General features: G+C 65.8%; 12 protein-coding genes and 1 riboswitch. Of the genes, 6 read left to right on the forward strand and 6 right to left on the reverse strand.

The window, feature by feature from the left end; genetic code table 11:
- Positions 1-2: 2 nt before the first annotated feature.
- The 5 genes from ACEN8I_RS18165 to ACEN8I_RS18185 all read right to left on the reverse strand — a co-directional run bounded on the left by ACEN8I_RS18165 (position 3) and on the right by ACEN8I_RS18185 (position 6183).
- Positions 3-1106, reverse strand: a complete 1104-nt coding sequence (locus ACEN8I_RS18165) for an amino acid ABC transporter permease (protein WP_413329973.1) — start codon at positions 1104-1106, stop codon at positions 3-5.
- 3 nt (positions 1107-1109) lie between these two features.
- A complete protein-coding gene (locus ACEN8I_RS18170) occupies positions 1110-2312 on the reverse strand; it encodes an amino acid ABC transporter permease (RefSeq protein WP_413329974.1) in 1203 nt (400 codons plus the stop codon).
- A gap of 96 nt (positions 2313-2408) precedes the next feature.
- Positions 2409-3383, reverse strand: coding sequence for an amino acid ABC transporter substrate-binding protein (locus ACEN8I_RS18175; RefSeq protein WP_413330019.1), 975 nt, complete (start codon positions 3381-3383; stop codon positions 2409-2411).
- A 382-nt stretch (positions 3384-3765) separates the two neighbouring features.
- Positions 3766-5736, reverse strand: coding sequence for a RecQ family ATP-dependent DNA helicase (locus ACEN8I_RS18180; RefSeq protein ID WP_413329975.1), 1971 nt, complete (start codon positions 5734-5736; stop codon positions 3766-3768).
- A 54-nt stretch (positions 5737-5790) separates the two neighbouring features.
- Positions 5791-6183, reverse strand: a complete 393-nt coding sequence (locus tag ACEN8I_RS18185) for a rhodanese-like domain-containing protein (protein ID WP_413329976.1) — start codon at positions 6181-6183, stop codon at positions 5791-5793.
- A gap of 161 nt (positions 6184-6344) precedes the next feature.
- On the opposite strand from ACEN8I_RS18185, the gene ACEN8I_RS18190 reads away from it, so the two are divergent.
- From ACEN8I_RS18190 to ACEN8I_RS18215, 6 genes are all read left to right on the forward strand, one after another.
- Positions 6345-7391 (forward strand): homocysteine S-methyltransferase family protein, encoded by a 1047-nt coding sequence (locus ACEN8I_RS18190; protein WP_413329977.1) that lies wholly within the window; start codon positions 6345-6347, stop codon positions 7389-7391.
- Positions 7392-7567: 176 nt separating this feature from the next.
- Positions 7568-8545 carry a Bug family tripartite tricarboxylate transporter substrate binding protein gene (locus ACEN8I_RS18195; protein ID WP_413329979.1) on the forward strand — a complete coding sequence of 326 codons (978 nt, stop codon included), beginning with the start codon at positions 7568-7570 and terminating at the stop codon, positions 8543-8545.
- 72 nt (positions 8546-8617) lie between these two features.
- Positions 8618-8713: riboswitch (S-adenosyl-L-homocysteine riboswitch) on the forward strand.
- 15 nt (positions 8714-8728) lie between these two features.
- Entirely contained in the window at positions 8729-11482 is a 2754-nt protein-coding gene (metH, locus tag ACEN8I_RS18200; protein WP_413329981.1) for a methionine synthase, read from the forward strand.
- 184 nt (positions 11483-11666) lie between these two features.
- Positions 11667-12479 carry a glycine zipper 2TM domain-containing protein gene (locus ACEN8I_RS18205; protein WP_413329982.1) on the forward strand — a complete coding sequence of 271 codons (813 nt, stop codon included), beginning with the start codon at positions 11667-11669 and terminating at the stop codon, positions 12477-12479.
- Between the two features lie 105 nt (positions 12480-12584).
- Positions 12585-13802: a M23 family metallopeptidase gene (locus tag ACEN8I_RS18210; RefSeq protein ID WP_413329983.1), complete on the forward strand. Its 1218-nt coding sequence runs from the start codon at positions 12585-12587 to the stop codon at positions 13800-13802.
- 58 nt (positions 13803-13860) lie between these two features.
- A complete protein-coding gene (locus ACEN8I_RS18215; protein WP_413329984.1) occupies positions 13861-15189 on the forward strand; it encodes an HdeD family acid-resistance protein in 1329 nt (442 codons plus the stop codon).
- Between the two features lie 12 nt (positions 15190-15201).
- Here the strand turns inward: ACEN8I_RS18215 and ACEN8I_RS18220 are convergent, their stop codons facing one another.
- Complete coding sequence (locus tag ACEN8I_RS18220; protein ID WP_413329985.1) at positions 15202-16752, reverse strand: YifB family Mg chelatase-like AAA ATPase; 1551 nt, start codon at positions 16750-16752, stop codon at positions 15202-15204.
- Between the last annotated feature and the right edge of the window lie 211 nt (positions 16753-16963).

Here is a 16963-nt window from a genome sequence, read left to right on the forward strand (position 1 = left end):
GTTCAACGGGCTTTGCCCACGGCGAGCCGGCGTTCAATCCACAGGCTGTAGCGCGACATGGCGAAGCAGCAGGTGAAATAAATCGCGGCGATGAAAATATAGGCCTCGATCTTGAAGGGCCGCCAGTTCGGGTCCGAGCCCACCGCCAGCGACAGCGCGCCGGTGAGTTCGTACAGCGACACGATGGTCACCAGCGAGGTGTCCTTGAAGAGCGAGATAAAGTTGTTCATGATGCTGGGCACCACCGTGCCCAGGGCCTGCGGCAGCACGATCTTGACCTGTGTCTGCCAATAGCCCAGGCCCAGGCTGGCCGCCGCCTCGGTCTGGCCCTTGGAAAGCGACTGCAGGCCGCCGCGCACGATCTCAGCCATATAGGCCGCCGCGAAGAGCGTGATGCCGACGATGACACGCACCAGCACGTCCGGCGACTTTCCTATGGGCATGAACAGCGGAAACATGAAACTGGCCATGAACAGCACCGAGATCAGGGGCACGCCGCGTATCAGCTCCACATAGATGACGCACAGCGTGCGTATCGCCGGCATATTGGCGCGGCGCCCCAGCGCCACCATCACGGCGATGGGAAAGGCGAGGGTCATGGAGATCACCGTGAGCATCACGGTCAGTGGCAGGCCGCCCCACTGGTCGGTCGTCACCTTCGCCAGGCCCAGGACGCCACCGCTCATCAGCGTGAAGAAGGCAGCCAGCACCGCCACCCACAGCAGCGCCAGCCAGGGCTTCCAGAACCAGCGTATGCAGCTGGCGACCACCAGGCCCAGCAGCAGCAGGGTCGCGAGTTCGGCGCGCCAGTGTTCAGGTTGCGGGTAGCGGCCCAGCAGGATGATGCGGCCTTTTTCGCGGATCACGCCCCAGCAGGCGCCCACGCCGCGCGCGGCCTGGCAGGCGTCCGGCTCCGCCGCGGTGACGGCATGAATGATGCCCCATTGCGCGATGCCTGAAGCGGCCCACAGCAGCAGGGCCAGCACAATGAGGGACACCAGCGAATTGCCGATGCTGGAAAACAGGTTGCTCCGCAGCCAGGGGATAAAGCCCTCCATCTTGATGGGGGCGGGGCGGGCCGCGATGGGGACAAAGGTCTTGTTCATCGCTCAGCGCTCCTTGATGGCGGCACGGCTGTTGAACCAGTTCATCAGGCCGGACGTCGCCAGCGAGGTGCTCAGGTAGATCAGCATGATGATGGCGATGCACTCCACGGCCCGGCCGGTCTGGTTCAGCGAGGTGTTCGCGATGGAAACCAGGTCGGGATAGCCCACGGCCACGGCCAGCGAGGAGTTCTTGGTGAGGTTGAGGTATTGGTTGGTCAGCGGCGGGATGATGACCCGCAGCGCCTGCGGCAGCACCACCAGCCGCATCGAGTGGCCGCGCGACAGGCCGAGCGAGGCGCTGGCCTCATGCTGGCCCAGCGAGACCGAGGCGATGCCGGCGCGCACCACCTCGGCCACGAAGGCGGAGGTATAGAGCACCAGGCCCAGCAGCACCGCGAGGTATTCCGGCGACAGCGCGCCGCCGCCTTCGACCTGTGATTCGGTCAGCAGCGGCATATTCCATTCGTTGGGTGCGCCGCCCGTGAGCCAGCCAAGCACTGCACCGCCCAGGATCAGCGCCAGTGACACCCACAGCACCGGCCGTGGCTTGCCGGTCAGGTCGAAGTGCCGGCGCGCGCTGCGCGCATACAGCACGCTCGCCACCACGCCCACCAGCGCCCCGACGAGCGCCAGCGTCTGGCCCAACCCCCACACCGGCGAGGGGTAGGAGATGCCGTTCTTGCTGACATAAACCCATTTGCCGATGTGCAGGGCCTGGTCGACGGCCGGCAGGTATTCGGTGAACAGCAGGTACCACATCAGCAGTTGCAACAGCACCGGAATGTTGCGGAAGGTCTCGACATAGCCGTAACACAGCGCCCGCACCAGGGCGTTGCGCGAAAAGCGCCCCACGCCCAGCAGGGTGCCCAGGATGGAGGTCAGCACGATGCCGACCACCGCCACGCGCAGCGTGTTGACCAGCCCAACCAGGAAAGCCTTCCAGTAGGGGTCTATGGAGTCATAGCTGAGCCAGCCTTCGCCGATGTCGAAGCCGGCCGGCTGCATCAGGAAGTCGAAGCCGCTCTGGATGCCGCGGGTCTTCATGTTGGCCATGGTGTTGCTCACCAGTAGCCAGATCAGGAAGACGATCAGGCTGACGGCCAGCACCTGGTAGACGATGGCTCGCGCCTGCTTGCTGCGCCAGGAAAAGACCTTGCGCCGCAGGGCGGGTGCCGGGCGCGGTGGGATCAGGGAGTGCTCGGACATAAACGGTGTACCCAAAAAAAACGGGCCGCCGGGCAACGTCAGGTTGCGGGGGGCCCGTTTGCGTTCAACGCATCGGAATCAGGCGATCAGAGACGATCAGCGCACCGGCATGGCGTACATCTGGCCACCCTTGTTCCACTGGTTGTTCTGGCCGCGCGGCAGCGCCAGGGGCGTCTTGGGGCCGACGTTGCGCTCGAAGATCTCGCCGTAGTTGCCGACGGCCTTGACGGCGCGCACCAGCCATTCCTTGTCCAGGCCCAGCAGCTTGCCGGTGTCCTCGCCGCTGCCGGTCAGGCGCATGACCACGGGGTCCTTGCTGTCCTTGGTCATGGCGTCGACGTTGGCCTGGGTCACGCCGTACTCTTCGGCTTCGATCAGGCCGTAGACCACCCATTTGACGATGGCGAACCACTCGTCGTCACCGCGGCGCACCATGGGGCCCAGCGGCTCCTTGGAGATCAGCTCGGGCAGGATCAGGTGGTCGGCGGGAACCTTGGCTTCCTTGTTGCGTACCGAAGCCAGGCCCGAGGCGTCCGTGGTGTAAGCCTGGCAGCGGCCCGAGAAGTAGGCGGCGTTGACGGCCTCCTGCTTTTCAAACACCACGGGCTTCATGTTCAGGTTGTTGGCCTTGGAGAAGTCGGTCAGGTTTTTTTCGGTCGTGGTGCCGGACTGCACGCAGACGGTGGCGTTCTTCAGCGCCTTGGCGCTCTTGATCTTGCTCTTCACGGGAACCATGAAACCCTGGCCGTCGTAGTAAGTCACGGCGGTCATGTGCAGGCCCAGCGAAGCGTCGCGGGTCAGGGAGAAGGTGGTGTTGCGCGCCAGCACGTCGACTTCGCCGGACTGCAGCGCGGTAAAACGCTGCTGGGCGTTCAGGGGAACCCATTTGACCTTGCTGGCATCGCCCAGCACGCTTGCGGCGATGGCCTTGCAGGTGTCCACGTCAAGGCCGGTCCAGGCGCCGTTGCTGTCGGCGGAGGAGAACCCCGCCAGGCCGACGTTGACGCCGCAAATCACCTGGCCGCGCGACTTGATGGTGTCCAGTGTCTTGCCGGCGTGGGCGGGTGCCATCGCAGCAAGGGTGAGGCCGGCGGCAGCCAGCGTGGCAAGACCATGTTTTTTGGCGATTTTGATCACGGGATTCTCCAGTCAGTGAAACTTTTGTAGTCCAGCACGATGCGTGCCAGCGCCGAAATGCTAACCCAAGCATTGCGCGCGCAAAGGGGGCGCAAAGGCCTATTCGCTCGGGATAAACCCTTGCGAAAAATGCGTCATGAGCTTAATGGTGGGTTGGTATGCCGGCCATGCATGGCGCCTGGTCACCGGTCGCGGAATTTCCGGCCCCGGCCGCCCCAAAACCGGGCGCGCCGTGCCCCTGGAACGGCCTTGTGCGCCAAACCCAGGCGGGTTCCCCGCCGGCAAGGGATAACCCTGATGGCGCGCGATGCTTTTACTAGTCGGGCGCCGCGCACACCCGCAGCACCTCGGCGCCGTAGGCTTCGCGCTTTTTGACGCCTATGCCGCTGATGCCGTCCAGCTCGTCCAGGCTTTGCGGTGCCCGCTCGGCGATGGCGCGCAGCGTGGCGTCGTGAAAGATCACAAAAGCCGGCAGGTTGTGCTCGCGGGCGACTTCGGCGCGCCAGGCTTTCAGGCGCGCCAGGCGTTCCAGCGCGCCGGCATTGAGGGCGGCCTCGGCCAGGCCCTTGACGGAAGTCTTGGTCACGCGCTTGCCACGGCCGCCGGCCTTGGCGCCTGCCGCTTGCTCGCGCAGCACCACGCTGACCTCGCCCTTGAGCACCTGGCGCGCATCGGGCAGGAGCTGCAGCGTGCTGAAGGCCTCGGCGTCCACGCGCACCATGTTGCGCGCGATCAGCTGGCGCAGCACGCCGCGCCACTGCGCCTCGGCCAGGTCCGCGCCTATGCCGAAGGTGCTGAGCTTGTCGTGGCCGTACTGGGCCATCTTGTCGGTTATCTTGCCGCGCAGGATGTCCATGATGTGGCCGGCGCCGAAGCTGATGCCGCTGGCCTGCTGCACGCGGTAGATGCAACTGAGCATCTTGCGCGCGGCCTCGGTGGCATCCCAGACGGCCGGCGGGTTCAGGCAGTTGTCGCAGTTGCCGCAATAATATTTAGCCCCCACGCTTGCCACTTCGTGTGCCGCGCTGCCCCCCGAGGGGGCTAATTTTCCTTGGGGCGGCCCGGCGGAAAATTGCTCGCAGTCCTCGCCGAAATAGCCCAGCAAGCTGACGCGGCGGCAGCGCGTGTCTTCCGCCAGCGTCAGCAGGGCGTCGAGCTTGCCGCGCATCACCTGCTTGAACTCCTCGCTGGCCGCCTCGCTGGTGTCAATCATGCGGCGCTGGTTCACCACGTCCTGCAAGCCGTAGACCATCCAGGCGTCGGCGCTCTGGCCGTCGCGGCCCGCGCGGCCGGTCTCCTGGTAATAGCCCTCGATGTTCTTGGGCATGTCCAGGTGGGCGACAAAACGCACGTCGGGTTTGTCGATCCCCATGCCGAAGGCAATCGTCGCCACCATGACAACGCCGTCCTCGCGCAGGAAGCGGTCCTGGCGCTGCTGGCGCAGGGCCGAATCCAGGCCCGCGTGGTAGGCCAGCGCCTTGAGGCCCGCATCCTGCAGCATGCCGGCGATTTCCTCTACCCGCTTGCGCGACTGGCAATACACGATGCCGGCCTCGCCCTCGTGTTCGGCCTCGATGAAGCGCAGCAGCTGGCGCGTCGGGTCGGTTTTTTCGACGATGGTGTAGCGGATGTTGGGCCGGTCGAAGCTGCTGACGAACTGGCGCGCGTCCTCGAGCTTGAGGCGCTCGATCATGTCCTGGCGCGTCAGCGCGTCGGCCGTGGCCGTCAGCGCGATGCGCGGCACGTCGGGAAAGGTCTCGTGCAGCAGGCTCAGCGAGCGGTACTCGGGCCGGAAATCGTGGCCCCACTGGCTCACGCAATGCGCCTCGTCGATGGCGAACAGGCTCAGCAGCCCGCGCTCGTGCAGCGAGGCCAGCAGGCCTTTCATGCGCGGCGTGTTGATGCGTTCGGGCGCGGCGTAGAGCAGCGTCAGCTCGTTGCGCAGCAGCTGCTTTTCAAGCTGGCTGCTTTCGTCGAAGCTTTGCGTGGAATTGAGGAAGGCCGCCGACACGCCGGCCTCGTGCAACGCGCCGACCTGGTCGTGCATCAGCGCGATCAGCGGCGAGATCACCACCGTCACACCGTGGCCGGCCTGCTGCCGCACGATGGCCGGAATCTGGTAGCACAGCGACTTGCCGCCGCCCGTGGGCATCAGCACCAGCGCGTCGCCGCCGCGCACCACGTGGTCCACGATGGCTTGCTGCGGCCCCCGGAAGCTGTCGTAGCCGAAGACCTCGGCCAGCACGTGGAGAGGGGTGGAAGGGGAAGAGACGGGGAGGGAGGACAAGGTCGGAATGGAAAATGAAAACGGGTTGCGCGAAGGCCGGGAAGCGAGTGGGGGCTACATCTGCTCCCAGGGCAGGCCGTCAAAGCGCCAGCCCGAGAGCGTGGAGCGCTGGAACTGTTCGTCGAGCTCGCCCTCGAAGCCGTGCACCACATGCTGCACGTCGGTAAAGCCGGCCGCCTCCAGCGCCTTGCCTGCGTCCAGTGTGCGTTTGCCGGAGCGGCAGATCAGCAGCACCGGCTGCGCCTTGCCGGTCGCTTCGCGCGCCACGGCCTCGGCGAACTTTTGCGGGTCGGGCTGCAGGTCAGGATATTCGTACCAGGGCACGTTGACCACGCCCGGCGGGCGGCCCACGTACAGCGACTCGATTTCCATGCGCACGTCCACGAACAGCGCGTCGGGATGCGACTGCAGCCAGGACCAGGCTTCTTTGGGTTGAAAGTTTTTCATGATCGGGCTAATACCCCTATTGTGGCCGATGGTGTCTGCGCAACATGCTGCGCTTTGCCTTCCTCTCTGTGCGCGCGCGTTTTTTGTGGGCGGTCCGGTGTAAAACCGGCGTGGCCGCCCCGGAGCCTGCCGGAAAAACCGCCGCACCTTAAAATTGAGGCATGAAGCCAATCACCTACACCCGCGGTCAGCAGCTGCCGGCCATCCTGGAACAACGCATCGCCATCCTCGACGGCGCCATGGGCACCATGATCCAGCGCTTCAAGCTCAATGAGGCCCAGTACCGCGGCGAACGCTTCAAGGACTTCCACAAGGACGTCAAGGGCAACAACGAATTGCTGAGCCTCACGCGTCCCGACGTGATCCAGGACATCCACGAGGGCTACCTGGCCGCCGGCGCCGACATGATTGAAACCAACACCTTCGGCGCGACCACGGTGGCCCAGGCCGACTACGACATGGCCGATTTGGCCGTCGAGATGAACTATGAGTCCGCCCGCATCGCCCGCGCCGCCTGCGACAAGTTTTCGACCCCCGACAAGCCGCGTTTTGTGGTCGGCGCACTGGGCCCCACGCCCAAGACGGCCAGCATCAGCCCCGACGTGAACGACCCCGGCGCGCGCAACACCAGCTTTGAGGAACTGCGCAAGGCGTACTACGAACAGACCGAGGCCCTGGTCAAGGGCGGCAGCGACGTGCTGCTGGTTGAGACCATCTTCGACACGCTCAACGCCAAAGCGGCGCTGTTCGCCATCGACGAGTATTTCGACAACTCCGGCGAGCGCCTGCCCCTGATCATCAGCGGCACCGTGACCGACGCCTCGGGCCGCATCCTGAGCGGGCAGACCGTGACCGCTTTCTGGCACAGCGTGCGCCATGCAGCGCCGCTGGCCATAGGCCTCAATTGCGCGCTGGGCGCCACCCTGATGCGCCCCTACATCCAGGAGTTGGCCCGCGTGGCCGGCGACACCTTCATCAGCTGCTACCCGAACGCCGGCCTGCCCAACCCCATGAGCGACACCGGCTTCGACGAGACGCCCGACGTCACTTCGCGCCTGCTGCGCGAGTTCGCCGACGAAGGCCTGGTCAACATCGTGGGCGGCTGCTGCGGCACTACGCCGGACCACATAGGCGCCATCGCGCACGCCGTGGCCCCCGTGGCCGCGCGTTCGCGGCAGCGCGGCGCTTTTTACAAAGAAGCCGCCTGAACGGCCAACGCGGCCATTTGTCTATTCCCCCGGCATCCAGGCGGGGTGGGCCCATGGTGCGTCACGTTTAGCGGCTATAGTCAGGCCCGCTTGTCCGGCCTGGCTTTCACTTTTCGGCGCTGTGTCCCGCAGCCGCCCGCGGCCTGACAACCCATCATCACAAAGGAAACCTGAACGTGCGTTCATTCATCAAGATCGCCGCGGCATTCGCCGTGGCCACCGTCACTCTGGCGGCCCAGGCGCAACTGGTGCCGCAAAAGCCCGTCACCATCGTCGTCCCTTACCCGGCCGGCGGCCCGCTGGACAATGCCGCGCACATCCTGGCCGACAAGCTCCGCCCCCTGCTCAAGACCGAAGTAGTGGTCGACAACCGGCCCGGTTCGGGCGGCAATGTGGGTGCCGCGCTGGTTGCCAAAGCGCCGGCCGACGGCCATACGCTGGTCATGGGCGCGGTGGCCACCCATGCCATCAACCCCTGGCTGTACCCCAACATGCCTTATGACGCGTTGAAAGACTTCACGCCCATCACGCTGGTGGCCCGCGTGCCCAATGTGCTGGTCATGAACGCCGAGACGGCCAAGCGCCTGAACATCAAGGACACCAAGGACCTGATCGCCTACGCGCGCAAGAACCCCGGCCGGCTGAACTATGCCTCGGGCGGCAACGGCAGCGCCGGCCACCTCGCCGGCGAGCTGTTCAAAAGCCTGGCCAAAATCAGCGTGGTGCACCTGCCTTCCAGCGGCTCGGCCCAGGCGCAGGCCAGCCTGCTGTCCGGCCAGACCGACCTGATGTTCGACAACCTGGCCTCCGCCAGCGCCAACATCAAGTCAGGCAAGCTGGTGGCCTTCGGCGTGACCACCATCAACCGCTCCAGCAGCTTCACCGAGATTCCCACCATCAATGACGTGCTGCCCGGTTTCCACATCAGCACCTGGTTCGGCATCTTCGGCCCGGCCAACCTGCCAAAAGCCACGACGGACCAGCTGCAAAAGGCCTTCGCCGCCGCGCTCAACACGCCCGACACGGCCGAAAAGTTCGCCCGCATGAGCGCCACGCCCAGCCCCATGACCTCGGCGGACTTTGCCTATATGGTCATGAAAGAGCATGCCGATTACGGCCGCCTGATCAAGGTCGCCAAGATCAAGCTGGATTAAGCAGGCACGCCATTTCCCGGGGCTTCGCACCGGAAAATGGCGCAATAGGGCGTTCAGCCCTTAAAATAAGGCCAACCCAAGGAGCGTTGCAGCGGACCTTAGCGTCCGTCAGGCTTGGGTTACGGGCGGCCCTTCCGGCGCTGCCCGCGGCAACGACGCTCACCTTAGCCTCAAGGTGAGTCCGTGTCCGAAACCGAAAATTCCGTCCCTGTTCCCCCCATGAAGCTGTCCGGTCTGGAGCCGGTCGACATAGGCGCGGGCACCCTGTTCGTCAACATCGGCGAGCGCACCAACGTCACCGGCTCCAAGGCCTTCGCCCGCATGATTCTCAATGGCGAATACGAGCAGGCCCTGGCGGTGGCCCGCCAGCAGGTGGAAAACGGCGCGCAGATCATCGACATCAACATGGACGAGGCCATGCTGGACAGCCAGGCCGCCATGGTGCGCTTCCTGAATCTGATCGCCAGCGAACCCGACATCGCCCGGGTGCCCATCATGATCGACAGCTCCAAGTGGAGCGTCATCGAAGCCGGCCTGCGCTGCATCCAGGGCAAGGGCATCGTCAATTCGATCTCGATGAAAGAGGGCCTGGAGCCTTTCAAGCAGCAGGCCAAGCTGCTCAAGCGCTACGGCGCGGCGGCCGTGGTGATGGCCTTCGACGAAAAAGGCCAGGCCGACACCTACGAGCGCAAGATCGAGATCTGCGAGCGCGCCTACCGCGTGCTGGTCGACGAACTCGACTTCCCGCCCGAGGACATCATCTTCGACCCCAACATCTTCGCCATCGCCACCGGCATCGAGGAGCACAACAACTACGCGGTCGACTTCATCAACGCCACGCGCTGGATCAAGCAGAACCTGCCCGGCGCCAAGGTCTCGGGCGGCGTGTCCAACGTGTCCTTCAGTTTTCGCGGCAACGACCCGGTGCGCGAAGCCATCCACACCGTGTTTCTCTACCACGCGATCCAGGCCGGCATGGACATGGGCATCGTCAATGCCGGTATGGTCGGCGTCTACGACGACCTGGACCCGGTGCTGCGCGAGCGCGTCGAGGACGTGGTGCTCAACCGCACGCCTGTCTACAAGCCGGGCGAACCCGAGCTCACGCCCAGCGAGCGACTGATCGAAGTGGCCGAAACCGCAAAAAGCGGCGCCAAGGACGACAGCAAGAAAAACGAATGGCGCGCCCTGCCGGTGCGCCAGCGCCTGTCGCATGCGCTGGTCCACGGCATGAACGAGTTCATCACCGAAGACACCGAGGAAATGTACCGGGAGATTCTGGCCGGGGGCGGCCGGCCGCTGCACGTCATCGAAGGCCCGCTGATGGACGGCATGAACGTGGTCGGCGACCTGTTCGGCCAGGGCAAGATGTTCCTGCCCCAGGTGGTCAAGAGCGCCCGCGTGATGAAACAGGCCGTGGCGCACCTGTTGCCTTACATCGAGGCCGAAAAGCTGCAGCTGGAAGCCGCCGGCGGCGACGTCAAGACCAAGGGCAAGATCATCATCGCCACCGTCAAGGGCGACGTGCACGACATCGGCAAGAACATTGTCACGGTGGTCCTGCAGTGCAACAACTTCGAGGTCGTCAACATGGGCGTGATGGTGCCCTGCCACGAGATCCTGGCGCGCGCCAAGGTCGAGGGCGCCGACATCGTCGGGCTGTCCGGCCTGATCACGCCCAGCCTGGAGGAAATGCAGTACGTGGCCGCCGAAATGCAGAAGGACGAGCATTTCCGCATCAAGAAAATCCCGCTGCTGATAGGCGGCGCCACCACCAGCCGGGTGCACACGGCCGTCAAGATCTCGCCGCACTACGAAGGCCCGGTGGTCTATGTGCCCGACGCATCCCGAAGCGTGAGCGTGGCGCAAAGCCTGCTGTCCGACCAGGCGGCCAAATACATCGACGAGCTCTACGCCGACTACGACAAGGTGCGCACCCAGCACGCCAACAAAAAGCAGGTGCCGATGTGGCCGCTGGCCAAGGCGCGCGCCAATGCCACGCCGATGGACTGGGCCGGCTACACGCCGCCCGTGCCCAAGTTCATCGGCCGGCGCGTGTTCAAGAACTTCGATCTCGCCGAACTCGCGCACTACATCGACTGGGGCCCCTTCTTCCAGACCTGGGACCTGGCCGGTCCTTTCCCTGCCATCCTGAAAGACGAGGTGGTGGGCACCGAGGCCGTGCGTGTGTACGGTGACGCGCAGCGCATGCTCAAGCGCCTCATTGAAGGCCGCTGGCTGACCGCCAACGGCGTGATGGCGCTTTACCCGGCCAACAGCGTGGGCGACGACATCGAGATCTACACCGACGAGACGCGCAGCGAAGTCGCCATGACCTGGTACGGCCTGCGCCAGCAGACCGAAAAAACCGCGATCGACGGCGTGATGCGGCCCAGCCGCTGCCTCGCAGATTTCGTCGCGCCCAAGGGCGTTTCCGACTACATCGGCGTCTTCGCCGTGACCGCCGGCATAGGCGCCGAGAAGAAGGAAAAGTACTTCCTCGACGACCACGACGACTACTCGTCCATCATGCTCAAGGCGCTGGCCGACCGCCTGGCAGAGGCTTTCGCCGAAAGCCTGCACCAGCGCGTGCGCAAGGACCTGTGGGGCTATGCGTCCGCCGAATCGCTGGACAGCGAGGCGCTGATCGCCGAAAAATACCAGGGCATACGCCCGGCGCCCGGCTACCCGGCCTGCCCGGACCACAGCGTCAAGAAAGAGATGTTCGAACTGCTCAAGGCCGGCGAGATCGGCATGGCCCTGACCGAAAGCCTGGCCATGACGCCGGCGGCCAGCGTCAGCGGCTTTTACCTCAGCCACCCGCAAAGCACCTATTTCAACGTCGGCAAGATAGGCGACGACCAGCTGCAGGACCTGGCGCAGCGGCGCGGCCTCAAGGCGGATGAACTGCAGCGCCTGCTCGCACCGAACCTTTAAGAACCACCCGGAACCCTTCTGGAACAACAGCTTTCAGGAGGGGCGCCGTCGTTCGCGTTTACGGCGACTTTGCCGCAGAATAAGCGGCGTTTACAAAAATACACAGCCGCTTGTCAAAGCCTGTTTACTTTCACGGCATGGGAAACGTTGAACAAGCGATCTGATCTCACTTGAGGGAATTGCCATGAACACATCCACTGAAAACCTCCAGCCCGGCCAGCAGGCCTCCTCGGCCAACAAGCCCCTGTGGGCCGCTGTTGGCATTCTGGGCTTCGCCGTCCTGGCCATGGGCGGCACCATGATTTACCAGATGCGCAACCCGGTCGGCGCCCCCACGCCACCGGTGGCGCTGGCCGCCCCGCAGGCGACGCCGCAAGCGGCCGCGCCCCTGGCCGCGGCCAGCAGCAGCGCCAGCGCCGCCGACGACCTGGCGGAGAAGCCGGCCGCCGCTCCCGCCAAGCCCGCACCCGTTCCCGCCAAGAAGGTGGCCAAGCCCACGCCTAAACCGGCACCCGCGCCCAGCTACGCCGGCATTTCGCCCGCTCCCGGCCCCACGCCGGCACCGGTCGCCGTGGCCGCGGTCTGCCATGTGTGCGGCGCTGTTGAATCGGTCACGCCCGTCGAACGCTCCACCAAACCCGCCGGTGTCGGCGCGGGCGCCGTTGCCGGTGGCGTACTGGGTGCGGTGCTCGGCAACCAGATCGGCCATGGCGGCGGCCGCACTGCGGCCACCATTCTGGGCGCGGTTGGCGGCGGTTTTGCCGGCAACGCGATCGAAGGCCATATGCGCAAGGAAACCGTCTACCAGGTCGGCGTGCGCATGGAGGACGGTTCACAGCGCATGGTGGAAGTGGCACGCGCCCCCAGCGTGGGTAGCCGCGTGACGGTGGAAGGCAATGTGCTGCGCACCAACGACGGCGCCGTTTACGGTCCCAAGCCGCCGCCCGCGCCCGTCGCCGCGCAACCGGCGGAGCCCGCTCCTTACTACAGCCGCTGATCCATCCCAGCAAAGCCCCGCAGCACCTCTGTTGCGGGGCTTTTTTACGTCCGCTCTCCAAGGGCTTGGCGCTATGATGACCCGGCCCATCACAAGGAGGATCGCATGCGGCGTTTTTTCATGCTCCTGCTGGCCTCGCTCCTGTTTGCCGGCAGTTTTCGGGCGATGGCGGCCGGGCCCAAGGAGGGCCTGGACCAGCTTGAGTTCGCGGGCGCACGCGACCAGAACACTCCTGTGTTGCTCGGTGCCGCCTCGCGCCCCGTGCCGTTTCTCGGCGCCGACGGGCGGGTGCATATCGACTACGAACTGCAGGTGATCAACGCGCGCGCCGTGCCGGTCAAGCTGGTGTCGCTGGAAGTGCTGGACGCCGGCTCCGGCAAGGTGCTGGCCAGCGTGTCCGGCGCCGAAGTGGCGCGCACTTTCTCCCTGCTGGGCGGCGCCGCCACCGACAGCCTTGACGCGGCCCAGGCCGGATTTTTCTGGATCGACGTGGTGTTGGAGCCCGGCCAGCCCCTGCCGAAAGCGCTGTCGCACCGCGTGGTGACGGCCGGCGCCGAGGTCAAGCTCACGGCTGCCGTCAAACCCGCGAGCGAAGGCACGGTCCAGACCACGCAGACCGGCGGCAACGTGGCCCTCAGCACCCGGCCGGCGCCGCTGATAGGCCCGCCGCTGGAGGGCACGGGCTGGGTGGCTTTCAACGGCTGCTGCAAGGAAATCCCGCACCGGCGCGCTGGCATTCCCGTCAATGGCGTGCTGTATGTGAGCCAGCGCTTTGCCATCGACTGGATCAAGCTGGACGCGAACTCGCAGCAAAGCAACGGCGACAGCAACAAGAACGAAAACTGGCCCACCTATGGACAAAAAGCCATTGCCGTGGCCGACGCCAAGGTCGTGTCCGTGCTCGACGGCCTGCCCGAGCGTGTGCCCAACGCCTTGCCGCCCGACACCACCATGCAGAACGTCACCGGCAACCACGTGGTGCTGGATCTGGGCCGTGGCTACTACGCGTTTTACGCCCACTTGCAGCCCGGTTCACTCAAGGTGCGCATCGGCGACCGCGTCAAGCGCGGCCAGGTGCTGGCGCTGCTGGGCAATTCGGGCAACACCACGGCGCCGCACCTGCATTTCCATGTGTCGGACGGCATGGGCCCGCTGTCGTCCCAGGGCCTGCCTTATGTGATCGACGCCTTTGTCGTCAAGGGGCTGGCCACCGATGCCACGGAGCAGGGCAAGGTGCTCGTCCAGTCGCTGCCCCGGCAGGGCCCGCAGCGCGCGGCTTTGCCCATGGATGCCTATGTGGTGGATTTCCCCGCTTTGAAATGAAGCCCGGCCACGCCGGCCGCCTTGGGGCGCGGGTGCGGCGGCAAAGCAGAAGAAGAATATGTTCAGACTTGCGTTGATTCTTTTTGGCGGCGACGCGCTGGTCAAGCGCTGGAAAATTTTCATGGCGGCGGGTGTGCTGACCGCCCTCTTCGGCATCCTGCTTCTGGTCGATCTGGTCGATGGCGTGGCCGACGTGGCCACCTGGGTGCTGGGCGCTGTGCTGCTGGCTCAGGGAGTGGTCGAGTTGGTGGTAGGCGCCACCCACGCGCGGGAGCGGCGCCGTTTTGAGATGCTGCGCGGCGCGGCCATGGTGGTGTTCGCCTGCCTGGTGCTCGATTTTCCCTGGGACAACTCGATTGCCGCCGGCATCCTGTTCGGCGCTGCTTTCACCTTCAACGGCCTGATCCGCATCGCCTCCAGCTGGCTGATTCGCTACCCGAGCTGGCGCAAGTCCAACCTGATAGGCTGGGCCTACCTGGTCATGGCGCTGCTGATGCTGACCAACTGGCCGGTGCCCTCGAGCATGAATGTGTCGCTGTGCACGGGCCTCGCGCTGGTCGTGGGCGGCCACATCCTGATGCGCGGGGCCTGGCGGCTGCGGCGCCTGCCGCGCGGCTCCCGGCTGGCGGCCGTCGAGCTTTACAGCGGCACCCGGGTGCTGCAACCCGATGCGGCGCCGGCCACGGCCGAGACGCTGGCCGCGAATGCCGCCGCCGGGCACATGATCGTGCATGTCTGGACGGCGGTCGACGCGGTGGACGACGACAAGGACCGCATACGCCTTCCGCTGATTGAACGCTACATCGCCTCCATGACGAAGAAGGGCCGTGTGTCGACAGGCCATGTCGCGCTCGAATGTGAGGACGGCCTCTACATCAGCCACCACCCGCGGGTTCGCCTGACCATCACGCAGGCCAACCTGGCCCGCCACCTGCGCGCCACCTCCGGAAACGACCATCCCGGCGTCTGGCTGCCGTCCTATGCCGAAGAGGCCGCGGCGACTCGTCCTTCCACACACAAGCTGCATTTCCGCGTCTACAACCGCAGCTACCTCCAGGCCTTCTGGGACGTGTATCGCCAGGACGACACCTACAACCTTACCCATCGCAATTGCTCTGTCGTGGTGACGCAGGCCGTGGACGCGGCCATGGAAGGCGTTTTTGCGGACAAGCCGTTCTGGCGGACCCTGCTGCGGCTTGCCTTGCATCCCGACGTCTGGATGGCCGGCAGCGCCCGCGTGCGCGCCGAGGCCATGGCCTGGACGCCGGGGCTGGCGCTCGACTACGTGAGCGCGATCCGGCGCATCACCCACCCGCGCCATGACTTGAAGGTGCATCTTTCGCGTTGGTGGAAGGCCCGCAAGGCGCGCAGGCTGCGCGTGGACTGAGGCGTCAGGCCCTCACTGGGCGGCCTTGAGCGCCCGCCGATACTGCACCGCCTCCGCGACGTGGACCGTCTGCACCACCTGCGTGCCGGCCAGGTCGGCAATCGTCCTGGCGACTTTCAGGCAGCGGTGAATGCTGCGCCCCGACCAGCCCAGGCGGGCGGCCGCGGTGTTGAGGAATTTGGCGGCCGCATCATCGAGCTGGCATTGCGCGTCTATGGCTTGGCCTGTCAGCGCCTGGTTGGTGCTGCCTTGCCGGCCCAGGGCGCGCTCGCGCGCCGCGACGACGCGGCGCCGGACATCGGCCGTGGCCTCGCCGGGCGGCGCGTTCACCAGTTCATCGGCCGCCAGGGCGCCGACTTCCACATGCAGGTCTATGCGGTCCAGCAGCGGGCCGCTGAGTTTGCCCTGGTAACGCGAGATCTGCTCGGGCGAGCAGCGGCAGGCTCGCAGGCTGGAGCCCAGGTAGCCGCAGGGGCAGGGGTTCATGGCCGCGACCAGCTGGAAGCGGGCCGGGAACTCGGCGCGCTGGGCGGCCCGCGAGATGGTGATGCTGCCGGATTCCAGCGGCTCGCGCAGCGCCTCCAGCGCCGCGCGCGGGAACTCGGGCAGTTCGTCAAGGAAGAGTACTCCACGATGCGCCAGCGAAATCTCGCCGGGCCGGGGCGGCGAGCCGCCGCCGACCAGGGCTACGGCACTGGCGGTATGGTGGGGCGCGCAGGTCGGGCGCAGCGCCCACTTATCCAGCGAAAAGCGGCCGCCCAGGGAGGCCACCGCCGCGCTTTCCAGCGCTTCTTCGGTGCTCATGGCCGGCAGCAGGCCGGCAAAGCGTTGCGCCAGCATGGACTTGCCGGAGCCGGGCGCTCCCATCATGAGCACGCTGTGGCCGCCGGCGGCCGCGATTTCCAGCGCGCGCCGGGCGGCGGCCTGGCCTTTGACGTCGGCCATGTCCGGGTAGGCTGACTGCGGGGGCGCCGGCACCGGCTTCACTTGCGACCAGCCATCCAGCGCCTCCACGGGGGCATCCCCCGGCAAAAACTGCCTGACCACGTCGAGCAGGTGCAGCGCTCGGAAGATTTCCGCGCCAGGCACCAGGGCCGCTTCCTGCGCGCTGGCGTCCGGTAGCACCAATTTGGGCAGTTTTTCAGCATCGGCGGTGTCGCGCGCGGGGCGGGCCAGCGCCAGGCTCATGGCCAGCGCGCCGCGCACGGGCCGCAGGTCCCCGCCCAGAGACAGCTCCCCCGCGAATTCATAGCCTTCCAGTTTGCGGGCATCGACCTGGCCGCTGGCCGCCAGGATGCCCAGGGCAATCGGCAGGTCGAAGCGGCCGGAATCCTTGGGCAGGTCGGCCGGCGCGAGGTTGACGGTGATTCTTTTATTGGCGGGAAACTCCAGGCCGGTGTTCTGGATGGCGGAGCGCACGCGTTCGCGTGCCTCCTTGACCTCGGTTTCGGCCAGGCCGACCAGCGTGAAGCTGGGCAGGCCATTGGCCAGATGGACCTCGACGCGTACGGGCCGCGCCTCCAGCCCCAGCAAGGCGCGGCTGTGCACTAAAGACAAACTCATGAATGAACTCCCTGGTGATGCTCCAAAGTTGTGCGTGATTCACGCCCCAATCTGGTGCTTATCGTATTTTTTTGGATCCCAGGGTTCAACGTGGCAAGGGCGAAGCGGGTGGACCGCGCCCGCTAAAGGGGCTTGCTTTGGCACGGTACGTGCTACGAAGACTTCGTGGAATCTGGGAATAGGACCATTTCCGCACCGTCGAAATCCCTGA

It is taken from the genome of Polaromonas sp. CT11-55, assembly GCF_047303325.1.
In the GTDB taxonomy this organism is placed as follows: domain Bacteria; phylum Pseudomonadota; class Gammaproteobacteria; order Burkholderiales; family Burkholderiaceae_C; genus Polaromonas.

Bases quoted from the DNA above. Each gene is read 5' to 3' on its own strand.
- ACEN8I_RS18165 (WP_413329973.1), bottom strand. From the start codon at position 1,106: ATGAACAAGACCTTTGTCCCCATCGCGGCCCGCCCCGCCCCCATCAAG.
- ACEN8I_RS18170 (WP_413329974.1), bottom strand. From the start codon at position 2,312: ATGTCCGAGCACTCCCTGATCCCACCGCGCCCGGCACCCGCCCTGCGG.
- ACEN8I_RS18175 (WP_413330019.1), bottom strand. From the start codon at position 3,383: ATGGCACCCGCCCACGCCGGCAAGACACTGGACACCATCAAGTCGCGC.
- ACEN8I_RS18185 (WP_413329976.1), bottom strand. From the start codon at position 6,183: ATGAAAAACTTTCAACCCAAAGAAGCCTGGTCCTGGCTGCAGTCGCAT.
- ACEN8I_RS18190 (WP_413329977.1), top strand. From the start codon at position 6,345: ATGAAGCCAATCACCTACACCCGCGGTCAGCAGCTGCCGGCCATCCTG.
- ACEN8I_RS18205 (WP_413329982.1), top strand. From the start codon at position 11,667: ATGAACACATCCACTGAAAACCTCCAGCCCGGCCAGCAGGCCTCCTCG.
- ACEN8I_RS18210 (WP_413329983.1), top strand. From the start codon at position 12,585: ATGCGGCGTTTTTTCATGCTCCTGCTGGCCTCGCTCCTGTTTGCCGGC.
- ACEN8I_RS18215 (WP_413329984.1), top strand. From the start codon at position 13,861: ATGTTCAGACTTGCGTTGATTCTTTTTGGCGGCGACGCGCTGGTCAAG.
- ACEN8I_RS18220 (WP_413329985.1), bottom strand. From the start codon at position 16,752: ATGAGTTTGTCTTTAGTGCACAGCCGCGCCTTGCTGGGGCTGGAGGCG.